Origin of the sequence: Pseudomonas sp. F01002 (genome assembly GCF_004402115.1) — a bacterium.
Lineage (GTDB): Bacteria > Pseudomonadota > Gammaproteobacteria > Pseudomonadales > Pseudomonadaceae > Aquipseudomonas > Aquipseudomonas frigoris.
The window spans coordinates 129,160-141,951 of sequence record NZ_SOPU01000027.1; the positions used below are offsets into that span (position 1 = coordinate 129,160).

Annotated in this window: 9 protein-coding genes; 7 read left to right on the forward strand and 2 right to left on the reverse strand. The window is 57.5% G+C overall.

Translation table 11 applies throughout. The features are described 5' to 3' along the window. Window positions 1–248: 248 nt before the first annotated feature. From E3W21_RS23510 to E3W21_RS23540, 7 genes are all read left to right on the forward strand, one after another. Window positions 249–1,850 (forward strand): ABC transporter substrate-binding protein, encoded by a 1,602-nt coding sequence (locus E3W21_RS23510; protein ID WP_134422025.1) that lies wholly within the window; start codon window positions 249–251, stop codon window positions 1,848–1,850. A gap of 174 nt (window positions 1,851–2,024) precedes the next feature. Then, window positions 2,025–3,440, forward strand: coding sequence for an OprD family porin (locus E3W21_RS23515; RefSeq protein WP_129438539.1), 1,416 nt, complete (start codon window positions 2,025–2,027; stop codon window positions 3,438–3,440). Between the two features lie 79 nt (window positions 3,441–3,519). Next, window positions 3,520–5,115, forward strand: a complete 1,596-nt coding sequence (locus E3W21_RS23520; protein WP_129438541.1) for an ABC transporter substrate-binding protein — start codon at window positions 3,520–3,522, stop codon at window positions 5,113–5,115. Between the two features lie 72 nt (window positions 5,116–5,187). Next, the gene (locus tag E3W21_RS23525) at window positions 5,188–6,198 is read left to right on the forward strand and encodes an ABC transporter permease subunit (RefSeq protein ID WP_129438543.1); all 1,011 of its coding nucleotides are present in this window, start codon (window positions 5,188–5,190) and stop codon (window positions 6,196–6,198) included. Between the two features lie 13 nt (window positions 6,199–6,211). Further along, on the forward strand, window positions 6,212–7,123 hold the full coding sequence (locus E3W21_RS23530) for an ABC transporter permease subunit (RefSeq protein ID WP_046046053.1): 912 nt from the start codon (window positions 6,212–6,214) through the stop codon (window positions 7,121–7,123). 10 nt (window positions 7,124–7,133) lie between these two features. Further along, the gene (locus tag E3W21_RS23535) at window positions 7,134–8,102 is read left to right on the forward strand and encodes an ABC transporter ATP-binding protein (protein WP_129438545.1); all 969 of its coding nucleotides are present in this window, start codon (window positions 7,134–7,136) and stop codon (window positions 8,100–8,102) included. Then, window positions 8,102–9,073: a peptide ABC transporter ATP-binding protein gene (locus E3W21_RS23540; RefSeq protein WP_134422026.1), complete on the forward strand. Its 972-nt coding sequence runs from the start codon at window positions 8,102–8,104 to the stop codon at window positions 9,071–9,073. The genes E3W21_RS23535 and E3W21_RS23540 overlap by 1 nt, the downstream gene beginning before the upstream one ends. 1,418 nt (window positions 9,074–10,491) lie before the next feature. Here the strand turns inward: E3W21_RS23540 and E3W21_RS23550 are convergent. Continuing rightward, the gene (locus tag E3W21_RS23550; RefSeq protein ID WP_134422027.1) at window positions 10,492–10,737 is read right to left on the reverse strand and encodes a hypothetical protein; all 246 of its coding nucleotides are present in this window, start codon (window positions 10,735–10,737) and stop codon (window positions 10,492–10,494) included. Between the two features lie 340 nt (window positions 10,738–11,077). Then, entirely contained in the window at window positions 11,078–12,661 is a 1,584-nt protein-coding gene (locus E3W21_RS23555) for a peptide chain release factor 3 (protein ID WP_131062973.1), read from the reverse strand. Window positions 12,662–12,792: the final 131 nt, after the last annotated feature.

Sequence of the window (12,792 nt, forward strand, 5' to 3'; positions counted from 1 at the left end):
ACCACCTACATCCAATTCCGCTGAGTATTACAGCAGCGGCGTCGGACGCGTTGCCATTTCCTACGAGTCTTTAGGACTCTACGCATTTACTGCCAGGTCCGCGGCTCATACCGTCGGGATCTGACCCGTTCGTGCGTGGGCTCTCGGTTATTGCTGCCTGTCATGGCTTGTGATCAGTGATGCCTCCACGTCCCCGGACGGGACGGCAGTTCATTGAAAACACTTAGAGAAAGAGAAAAGGGAGCGTCATGCGCCATACCTTGGTTTTATCCGCATTGCTGGGCACCGGCCTGTTGGCCGCCACTTCCATCAGCCAGGCCGCCAATAACAGCCTGGTGTTCTGCTCCGAAGGCAGCCCTGCTGGCTTCGACACCGCGCAGTACACGACCGCGACCGACAATGACGCCGCCGAGCCGTTGTACAACCGACTGGCAGAGTTCGAAAAAGGCGCCACCAACGTCGTACCAGGCCTGGCCACTCGCTGGGATATTTCCGAGGACGGCCTCAAGTACACTTTTCACCTGCGCGAAGGGGTGAAATTTCACACAACCAAATACTTCACGCCCACCCGTGATTTCAACGCCGATGACGTGTTGTTCACGTTCAATCGCATGCTCGATCCACAGCAACCTTTCCGTAAGGCTTATCCGACCGAGTTCCCGTATTTCAACGGGATGAGCCTGAACAAGAACATCGCCAAGGTCGAGAAGACCGGGCCTTTGACCGTGGTCATGACGCTCAACAGCGTAGACGCCGCGTTCATCCAGAACATCGCCATGAGTTTCGCCGCCATCCTGTCCGCCGAATACGCCGACAAACTGCTGGCGGTCGGCAAACCAAGCGATATTAATCAGAAGCCGATCGGCACCGGGCCGTTCGTGTTCAAGAGCTACCAGAAAGATTCCAACATCCGTTACACCGGCAACAAGCAGTACTGGGACCCGAGCCGGGTCAAGCTTGAGAACCTTATTTTCGCCATCAACACCGATGCCTCGGTGCGCGTGCAGAAGCTCAAGGCCAACGAGTGCCAGATCACCTTGCACCCGCGGCCTGCCGACGTGACCGCACTGAAGAACGACCCGACACTCAAGCTCATCGAGAAGCCCGGTTTCAACCTCGGTTACATCGCCTACAACGTGCGCCACAAGCCTTTCGACCAGCTCGAAGTGCGCCAGGCGCTGGACATGGCGGTGAACAAGCAAGGGATTCTCAACGCGGTCTATCAAGGGGCCGGTCAACTGGCGGTCAACGCCATGCCGCCGACCCAATGGTCCTACGACGAGACCATTAAAGACGCCGCCTACAACCCGGAAAAAGCCAAGGAACTGCTCAAGGCTGCCGGCGTGAAGGAAGGCACTGAAATTACCCTCTGGGCCATGCCGGTCCAGCGCCCGTACAACCCCAACGCCAAATTGATGGCCGAAATGCTCCAGGCTGACTGGGCGAAAATCGGCCTCAAAGTGAAGATCGTCAGCTACGAATGGGGCGAGTACATCAAGCGCACCAAGAACGGCGAGCACGACGTCAGCCTGATTGGCTGGACCGGTGACAACGGGGACCCGGACAACTGGCTCGGCACGCTTTATAGCTGCGACGCCATTGGCGGCAACAACTACTCCATGTGGTGTGATCCGGCTTACGACAAGCTGATCAAACAGGCCAAGGTCGTCACCGACCGCGACCAGCGCACCGTGCTTTACAAACAGGCGCAACAGTACCTCAAGCAGCAGGTGCCGATTACGCCAGTCGCCCACTCGACGGTTAACCAGCCGTTGAGCGCCAAAATCGAAGGATTCAAGGTGAGTCCTTTCGGTCGTAACGTGTTCTCGGGCGTCAGCATAGAAAAATAACCGATTAGCCAAAAACGCTGGGGGCGGATTCCGCCCTCACGCAAGCGTATTGCCGTAATTCGTCAATCCGGCCTACAGCAAACGTTTGCGATGCCTTGAATGAGTTCTAAACCAAATAGCCGGACCACCAAAAAAGACCGGCATTAAAAAAAAGAAAGAAAGGAGCTTCACCCCATGAAACTGAGTAGCACCGCGTTACTGGCCTTGGCCATCAGCAGCGTAACCGCCTCGGCGTACGCAGAAACCCAGAGCCAGGCGTACACCCCGGTTACCGTGAAAGAGAAAAGTGCTCAGAGTGAAGCCACTGGCTTTGTCGAAGGCCAGTCGCTCACTGGCACCACACGTAACTGGTATGCCAACGAGCAACTGAAGCGCGAAGGCAAGTTCCGCTACAACAAAGACGGTGCGTTGCAGACGACTGACCGTCGTATCAACTGGGTTCAAGGCACCATCCTGAAGTACAACTCGGGCTTCACCGAGGGTACCGTCGGCTTCAGCACTGAAGTCGCGGCATACAACGCTATTGCCCTGGAACGTGATCGCAAGAGTCTGGCCTCTGCCGATGGCGGTGTACCCTTCGATAGGGAGCGGCCTGGCAATAACCGTACCTTGACCAAAGAAGGCGGCGACGCCCAAGGCCAATGGAGCAAACTGGGTCTGGCCAACGTCAAGGCACGTTTCTCCAACACCACCCTGACCGCCGGCCGCATGAACTTCAGCAGCCCGCAGGTCGATGTAATCGGCAACCGTGCACTGCCTTCGAGCTTCGAAGGTGTGGCGATCCACAGCGAAGAGCTGGAGAACCTGTCGTTCGACCTGGCCACCTTCGATCGCAACTCACCGCGTACCGAAGAAAGCCAGCGTAAATTCCGCGCGGAATACGCCGACCACCTCGTTGAAATCGATCACGTATACACCGGTGGCATCACCTACCAGCCGTTCGCCAGCCTGACCACCAGCCTGTGGGGCACCCAGGCCGAAGACATGTGGAACCAGTACTACTTCGGCGCCACTCACGTATTGGGTGACAGCTCGGTACTGAGCCTGACCACTGGCCTGAACTACTACAAAACCGTCGACGAAGGCAAAGCCGTACTGGGCGAGATCGACAACGACACCTACTCCCTGTCGCTCGGCCTGACCCACCAGGCCCACAGCCTGACTTTCTCCTACCAGGAAGTGAACGGTAACGAGTACTTCGACTATCTGCACGAAACCAACGGCATTTACCTGGCCAACTCCCTGCTGTCGGACTTCAACGGCCCGAACGAGAAATCCTTCCAGATCGCCTACGGCTTGAACATGGCCGAATACGGCGTGCCAGGCCTGAAGTTCAATATCTACCAGGCTCGCGGCTGGGGCATCGACGGTACTCATAACAAAGGCGGCGAGTACGCCAGCGTGCAGACGATGGACGGCGAACACCATTACGAATACGGCATCGGTACTTCGTACGCCGTGCAGAGCGGCCCACTCAAGGCCACCACTGTTCGCGCGACCTACACCACGCACCGCGCCAGTGAAAACCAGTCGGACGGCAACATCAACGAGTTCCGTCTCGTGACCACCATCCCGTTCAACATTCTGTAAAAACGCACGCCTGCGGCTGACTCATGACGAGTCGGCCGTTTGGTTTTCTTCAGTTCAACCGATTGCAGAGGGTTCTTTGATGAAAATGCTTCCCCTACGTGCGGCCATCGCGGCCGCGTTGCTGAGTGTCGCTGTTGGCGTCTCGGCCAAACCCCTGGTGGTCTGCACCGAAGCCAGTCCGGAAGGCTTCGACATGGTCCAGTACACGACTGCAGTCACCGCCGATGCGGTGGCCGAAACCATCTTCAATCGTCTGGCGGACTTCAAGCCCGGCACCACTGAAGTGATTCCGGCACTGGCCGATTCCTGGGACATCAGCGAGGACGGTCTGACCTACACGTTCCACCTGCGCAAAGGTGTCAAGTTTCACACCACCGAATACTTCAAGCCGACCCGCGACATGAACGCCGACGACGTGGTCTGGAGCTTCCAGCGTCAGCTGGACCCGAATCACCCGTGGCACAAACTGTCGAGCGTGGGCTTCCCGTACTTTGAAAGCATGGGCTTCAAGGAACTGCTCAAAAGTGTCGAGAAGATCGACGACAACACGGTCACCTTCACCCTGACCCGCCGCGAAGCGCCGTTCCTGGCCGACATCGCCATGGCCTTCTCCTCGATCTACTCCGCCGAGTATGCCGACCAACTGCTCAAGGCCGACAAGACCGGCGACCTGAATAACAAACCGGTCGGTACCGGCCCGTTCATCTTCCAGCGTTATGCCAAGGATGCTCAGGTCCGCTTCAAGGCCAACCCGGATTACTTCCGTGGCAAGCCACCGGCTGATTCGTTGATTCTGGCCATCGCCACCGACAACAACGTACGCCTGCAAAAACTGAAAGCCAACGAATGCCAGATTGCGCTGTATCCCAAGCCAGATGACATTCCGAGCATCAAGAAAGACGCCAAACTGAGTGTCGATGAACTGAACGCGATGACCGTCTCGTACATCGCCATGAACACCTCGCACAAGTACATGAGCGATGTTCGCGTACGTAAAGCCATCGATATCGCCTTCGACAAGGCCGCATACGTCAACGCGCTGTTCGGCAAAGGCAATGCGACCGTGGCAGTCAATCCGTACCCGGACACCTTGCTGGGCTACAACCACGACCTGAAGAATCCGCCACGTGATCTGGACAAGGCTCGCGCCCTGCTCAAGGAAGCCGGCGTACCAGAAGGCACCACATTCACCCTGTTCACCCGAAACGGCGGCGGTCCAACCAACCCGAACCCGATGCTCGGCGCGCAGATGATGCAGGCGGACCTGGCCAAAGTCGGGATCAAGGTCGATATTCGCGTCATGGAATGGGGCGAAATGCTCAAACGCGCGAAAAACGGCGAGCACGACATGGTGTCTGCCGGATGGGCCGGCGATAACGGCGACCCGGATAACTTCCTGACGCCTATGCTCAGTTGCGAGGCCGCCAAAAACGGCGAAAACTACGCACGCTGGTGCAATGAAAAGTTCCAGGCGCTGATCGACGAAGCAAGGGCTAAAGTAAACCCGGCGGAACGTGCAGCGCTCTATGAGCAAGCCCAAGAAGTCTTTAACCAGGACCAACCTTGGATCAGCATGGCCCACACCCGTATGTTCACCGCAATGCGCAACAACGTAGAGGGCTATCACATTAGCCCGCTCACCACTAATAACTTCGCCACCACCCAGGTGAAGTAGATAAGAAACTACCGGCATTCCTGACCCAGGAATGCCGGGCACGCCTAACCGGCTGATGAGGTACACCACAAGATGTTTAGTTTTATTGCCCGCCGATTGGGGTTATTGATCCCCACGTTCTTCGGCATTACCTTGCTGACTTTCGCGTTGATTCGCATGATTCCAGGCGACCCCGTGGAAGTGATGATGGGCGAACGTCGAGTCGACCCCGAAATGCACGCTCAGGCAATGGAACGCCTAGGTCTGAACAAACCCCTGTATGCCCAATACCTGGATTACGTTGGCAAACTGGCCCACGGCGATCTCGGCGAATCCCTGCGTACCCGTGAAAGCGTCTGGACCGAATTCACGTCTCTATTCCCCGCGACCCTGGAACTGTCCATGGCCGCCCTGTTGTTCGCTGGCGTCCTGGGCCTGCTGGCCGGGGTGATTGCGGCACTCAAGCGAGGATCCCTGTTCGACCACGGGGTGATGGGCATCTCCCTGGCGGGATACTCGATGCCGATCTTCTGGTGGGGCCTGATCCTGATCATGTTCTTCTCGGTGTCCCTGGGCTGGACACCAGTGTCCGGGCGGATCGACCTGCTCTACGACATCGAGCCGCGGACCGGTTTCATGCTCATCGACACGCTGCTGGCCGATGACGTCGGTGCGTTCTTCGATGCCCTGCATCACCTGATCCTGCCGGCCATTGTGCTCGGCACCATTCCGCTGGCGGTAATCGCGCGGATGACCCGATCTTCGATGCTCGAAGTGCTGCGTGAAGACTACATCCGTACCGCCCGCGCCAAAGGCCTGTCGCCGTCGCGCGTGGTGTTCGTTCACGGCCTGCGTAACGCGCTGATTCCGGTACTGACCGTGGTCGGCCTGCAAGTCGGCACATTGCTGGCCGGTGCGGTCCTGACCGAAACCATCTTCTCCTGGCCCGGCATCGGCAAATGGCTGATCGAAGCCATTGGCGCACGGGATTATCCCGTGGTGCAGAACGGCATCCTGTTAATCGCCTGCCTGGTGATTCTGGTCAACTTCGTGGTGGACATCCTCTACGGCTTTGCCAACCCACGCATTCGTCACCAGCGCTGAGATCATTATGACCATGACCACTTCAATTCCAGCGGTAGCAGTCGATCAAAGCCTGCTGTATCCGTCTCCATACAAAGAATTCTGGCAAGCGTTCTCCAAGAACAAAGGCGCCGTCGCCGGCCTGCTGTTCATGCTGCTGGTGATTTTCTGCGCACTGTTCGCCCCTTGGGTAGCACCGCACAACCCGAGCGAGCAGTACCGCGACTTCCTGCTGACCCCGCCGTCCTGGCTGGAAGGTGGGCAAATCCAGTTCCTGCTCGGCACCGATGAGCTGGGTCGCGACCTGCTGTCACGACTGATCCACGGTTCGCGCCTGTCCCTGCTGATCGGCTTGTCGTCGGTGGTGATGTCGCTGATTCCGGGCATCCTTTTGGGTCTGTTCGCCGGGTTCTTCCCGCGCTTGCTCGGCCCGACCATCATGCGTCTGATGGACATCATGCTGGCCCTGCCGTCCCTGCTGCTGGCGGTGGCGATTGTCGCCATCCTCGGCCCTGGCCTGATCAACACCATTATTGCCATCGCCGTGGTTTCGTTGCCGTCCTATGTTCGTCTGACCCGCGCCGCGGTGATGGGCGAACTGAACCGCGACTACGTGACCGCCGCGCGCCTGGCCGGTGCCAATCTGCCACGCCTGATGTTCGTCACCGTGCTGCCCAACTGCATGGCGCCGCTGATCGTTCAGGCCACCCTGAGTTTCTCCTCGGCGATTCTCGATGCTGCGGCACTGGGCTTCCTCGGCCTTGGCGTACAACCGCCAACCCCTGAGTGGGGCACCATGCTGGCTTCGGCTCGCGACTATATCGAACGCGCCTGGTGGGTGGTAAGTCTGCCTGGTTTGACCATTTTGCTCAGCGTGCTGGCAATCAACTTGATGGGCGACGGCCTGCGCGATGCGCTGGACCCGAAACTCAAGAACGCCGCCTGAGGAGATTCAAATGTCACTGTTAGAAATCAAGAATCTCAACGTTCGCTTCGGCGACAAGAACGCCGTTCCGGTGGTCGACGGTCTCGACATTACCGTGGACAAGGGCGAAGTGCTGGCCATCGTTGGCGAATCGGGTTCCGGCAAGTCCGTGACCATGATGGCGCTGATGGGCCTGATCGAACATCCGGGGATCGTCACCGCTGACGCCCTGAATTTCGACGGCAAGAACATGCTCAAACTGAGCAACCGTCAGCGTCGGCAGATTGTCGGCAAAGACCTGGCCATGGTCTTCCAGGACCCGATGACCGCGCTGAATCCGAGCTACACCGTCGGTTTCCAGATCGAAGAAGTGCTGCGCCTGCACCTGAAAATGTCCGGCAAGCAAGCCCGCGCACGCGCCATCGAACTGCTGGAAAAAGTTGAAATCCCGGGTGCCGCCAGCCGTATGGATGCTTACCCGCATCAACTGTCCGGTGGTATGAGCCAGCGTGTTGCAATCGCCATGGCGATTGCCGGCGAACCGAAATTGCTGATCGCCGACGAACCGACCACGGCACTGGACGTAACGATTCAGGCGCAGATCATGGACCTGCTGTTGGCACTGCAGAAAGAACAGAACATGGGCCTGGTGCTGATCACTCACGACCTTGCGGTCGTGGCCGAAACCGCACAACGCGTGTGCGTGATGTACGCCGGCCAAGCGGTCGAAGTGGGTCAGGTGCCTCAGCTGTTCGACATTCCGGCGCACCCGTACAGCGAAGCGCTGCTCAAGGCGATTCCGGAACACAGCCTGGGCGCCACGCGCCTGGCGACGCTGCCGGGCATCGTTCCCGGTCGTTATGACCGTCCGCAGGGTTGCCTGCTGTCGCCGCGTTGCCCGTACGTGCAGGATACCTGCCGTCAGCAACGTCCAACCCTTGACCCGAAAAGCAACAGCCTCGCCCGCTGCTTCTACCCGCTGAATCAGGAGGTGGCGTAATGGCCGTCGTACTTACCGCCCGCGACCTGACCCGTCACTACGAAGTGTCCCGTGGCCTGTTCAAGGGCCATGCGACCGTACGCGCGCTTAACGGTGTGTCGTTCGAACTGGAAGCCGGCAAGACCCTCGCTGTCGTCGGCGAATCGGGCTGCGGCAAATCCACCCTGGCCCGTGCCCTGACGCTGATCGAGGAGCCGTCCTCCGGCTCCTTGAAAATCGCCGGGCAGGAAGTCACCGGCGCGAACAAGGCTGAACGCAAGCAACTGCGCAAAGACGTGCAGATGGTGTTCCAGAGCCCGTACGCATCGTTGAACCCACGGCAAAAAGTCGGTGATCAACTGGCTGAGCCGCTGCTGATCAACACCAACCTGTCGGCTGCTGAACGTCGCGAGAAAGTCCAGGCGATGATGAAGCAGGTGGGCTTGCGTCCTGAGCACTACCAGCGTTATCCGCACATGTTCTCCGGTGGTCAGCGCCAGCGGATCGCCCTGGCTCGCGCGATGATGTTGCAGCCTAAAGTGCTGGTAGCGGATGAACCGACCTCGGCGCTGGACGTGTCCATTCAGGCGCAGGTGCTGAACCTGTTCATGGACTTGCAGCAAGAGTTCAACACCGCTTACGTGTTCATCTCCCACAACCTGGCGGTGGTGCAACACGTCGCCGATGACGTGATGGTGATGTACCTCGGTCGCCCGGTGGAAATGGGCCCGAAGAACGACATCTACGAGCGTCCTCTGCACCCGTACACCCAGGCGTTGCTGTCGGCCACCCCGACCATTCACCCGGACCCGAACAAGCCGAAAATCAAGATCGTCGGCGAATTGCCTAATCCGTTGAACCCGCCGTCCGGCTGCGCGTTCCACAAGCGCTGCCCGTACGCGACCGAGCGCTGCAGCACTGAAGAGCCGGCCCTGCGCCTGCTCGACAGCCGCCAGGTGGCTTGCCACTACGCGGAGCAGTTTGTGGTCTGACCTGCAAAAAAAACGCTCTGGAGGGTGAGTCCAGAGCATTGCGTGTGTTCTACAGCCCTTCTCGTTGGATAGCGCATCTGTCCGGCGAGAGGGGCTTTATATGTTTTATAGGAGGTCGCCCCCCTAAAGGTGAAAGCCTCAACTTCAGCACCTCTCACGTCAACCAACCAGTTCACTGTACCAAACGGCCCCTACACTACCACCCAACCACCTTGAATGTGACATCAACTTTATACTGTCGCTGCCCTCTGACCTGAGTGACAAAACTAAGCTCGCCCTCTAAAGTAGTGACACTCTCAAAATTCAACAACGTCAACTTTCCCGACTCCGCAGATAAATATTCCTCGTCAGGCCAGCGAGAATACGAACATCCTTTCCAATTATCACCACCCACTGTGTAGGTTCCGGAAGGAGGGTCGTCCTCAAGAAAGTGCATGTTAATTTCGTAACTGTTCCCGACTCCCTCAGGGTCGGCCCCCCATATAGTTACTCTAGGATAATTCCCAATAGATCGCTGAAAACCTCCAGCCGTCGCCTCATACTTTACGCCAGTGATAAGATTTGTGATTTCGCCTGTCAGTGTTCCGCTACTCTTGCTTGAATTATCCTTGGTGCCCGACAAAATATGGCCTCTCAGCTTGTCATGTGATGAAATGATGTTGCTCCTGCATAATTAGTAAATACTGCTCACGGGCAATACCTGACCGCTAACTGATAAAACACTAAAAACACAGGCGCGTAACCTGTAAAAAATGACAGTTCAGTAGTTGATTTTGCTATATAAATCACAAGCTCTATATTCTTATATAAGTAGCCGCATAATCTCTGCCCGCCGTTTTGCCCGCCCTGAACTTGTTGCACCTGAGTGTGACTCATATCAAGAACCAGGAACTGACCGACATGGGCGAAGCGATCGTAAAGGATGCCATTGCTGCGCAAGTTGAAGCGGTGCGCGTGGGAGCAGAACTTTCATTGAAGCAACTACGGGTAGGCCCGAACAGCCTTTAATTCAATAGTTATCAGCCATAAAAAAGGGCGAAGCCATCACAGCTTCGCCCTTTCTATTACCGCCGGACCTTAATGATGCTCACGGGTCGCGCGGAATTTCACATACGCGGAGCAATTCCTTATCGGCGCTTTGGGTAGAAAGGGCGGGACGAGAAGTCTCCCACGGTCTGTACTGGTCAGAGTCAGAATCGAGCTTTTAGTCCCGCCCACCCCTTCAAGTCTAAACATACAAGCGAGCTTGCTCGCGAAAGCGGTGTGTCAGTCGACGGTAATGTTGGCTGGCATGACGCCTTCGTCGGAACGCCGCCCGGAGCAAGCTCGCTCCCACAGGGATATACGACCTGTTCACTAACCTCTTCTGCTTCGGCTGCGCATCAGTCGGGCAGGAGGGGTTTTCTTTTGCCTATCACTTAAGCCCCTTCATCCTCGTCAGTGTCCGGATCGTCAGTGGTCGAGTCGTCATCGTCTGCGCTGCCACCCTGCCCCTGATCGCCCGGCTCCGATTCGGACTTGGCGAGCATCAACTCACCATGCCCGACCTGCCCGTTCGAAGCCTGGGTATCGTGATTCTCGCACTCGGCCCAGACCGCAGAACTGCCGAGGGCCAGCATTACCAATACTTTCAACATCAATAAAACGCGTAGCAACCTGTTCATAGCCGATTCCATCCATTTGTAGGTGAAACAGCGGTGCCTCTCTGGCGCTGAATAAAATCTAGTTCCGATTGATTCGGTTCTCCAGATAGGACGCTAACGAATGGACGGAATGCAGTTGGCAGGAAGATTGGTTTGGAATAAATATTAGGGCGAAACGTTATTTCGAGACTGACGAAGCCCCTGTGGGAGCGAGCTTGCTCGCGATGGCATTCTTTCATTCAATGAATGTGTTGAATGCCAGTCCACTATCGCGAGCAAGCTCGCTCCCACAGGGGATTGCGTCGGGCACAAAAAAGCCCCGGTGCTTTCGCAACGGGGCTTTTGGGTTTCAGCTCAGAGCTTAGTGATGCTCACGCGTCGCACGGAATTTCACGTCCGGCCAGCGCTCTTCCATCAGTGCCAGGTTGACCCGCGTCGGGGCCAGGTAGGTCAGGTGACCACCGCCGTCGATGGCGAGGTTTTCCACAGCCTTGATCTGGAATTCTTCGAGCTTCTTCTTATCGCTGCAATCGATCCAGCGCGCGGAATAGACCGTAATCGGCTCATAAGAGCACTCGACCTTGTATTCCTCTTTCAAACGGCTGGCGACCACATCGAACTGCAGCACACCGACGGCGCCGAGGATGATGTCGTTGCTGCGCGTCGGGAAGAACACTTGGGTCGCGCCCTCTTCCGCCAATTGCTGCAGACCCTGGCGCAGTTGCTTGGATTTCAGCGGATCGCGCAGGCGCACGCGACGGAACAGTTCCGGGGCGAAGTGCGGGATACCGGTGAAGCCCAGGACTTCGCCTTCGGTGAAGGTGTCGCCGATCTGGATGGTGCCGTGGTTATGCAAACCGATGATGTCGCCGGCAAACGCTTCTTCCAGTTGCTCGCGCTCGGAGGAGAAGAAGGTCAGCGCATCGCCGATCCGCACGTCTTTGCCGGTGCGCACGTGGCGCATCTTCATGCCTTTTTCGTACTTGCCGGAGCAGATACGCATGAAGGCGATACGGTCGCGGTGTTTCGGGTCCATGTTCGCCTGGATCTTGAACACGAAGCCGGCGAACTTCTCTTCAACCGGCTCCACGGTGCGCTCGTTGGCGACACGGGCCAACGGTTTCGGCGCCCAGTTGACCACGGCGTCGAGCACGTGATCGACACCGAAGTTGCCCAGTGCAGTACCGAAGAACACCGGGGTCAGTTGGCCGTCGAGGAATTCCTGTTGATTGAATTCGTGACAGGCGCCCTGCACCAGTTCCAGCTGATCGACGAAGCGATCGTACTCGTCGCCCAAGTGTGCGCGAGCTTCATCGGAGTCGAGCTTCTCGATGATTTTCACATCGGTGCGCTCGTGGCCGTGGCCCGCGGTGTACACGATGATGTAGTCGTCGGCGAGGTGATAAACGCCCTTGAAGTCGCGGTAGCAACCGATCGGCCAGGTGATCGGCGCTGCCTTGATCTTCAGGACCGCTTCGATTTCGTCGAGCAGTTCAATCGGGTCGCGGATGTCACGGTCGAGTTTGTTGATGAAGCTGACAATCGGCGTGTCACGCAGACGGCAGACGTCCATCAGCGCGATGGTGCGTGGCTCTACACCCTTACCGCCGTCGAGGACCATCAAGGCCGAGTCCACCGCCGTCAGGGTGCGGTAGGTATCTTCGGAGAAGTCTTCGTGGCCCGGGGTGTCGAGCAGGTTGATCATGTGGTCGCGATACGGGAACTGCATGACCGACGTGGTAATGGAAATACCCCGTTGTTTTTCCATTTCCATCCAGTCGGAGGTGGCATGGCGGTCAGACTTGCGAGATTTCACCGTGCCAGCAATCGCAATCGCCTTGCCCATCAGCAAGAGCTTCTCGGTGATGGTGGTTTTACCGGCATCGGGGTGGGAAATAATGGCGAAAGTGCGGCGTTTCGCGACTTCGGCGGCCTGTTTGGTCATGGGAAATCGCCTGGCAGGTGATTCAAAAAAGGGCGGCGAGTATAGCTTAAAAAGTGACCTACGGACCACCGTCCGTAGGGCTTCCCGAACACCGCATGCCCTGTAGGAGCTGCCGAAGGTTGCGATCTTTT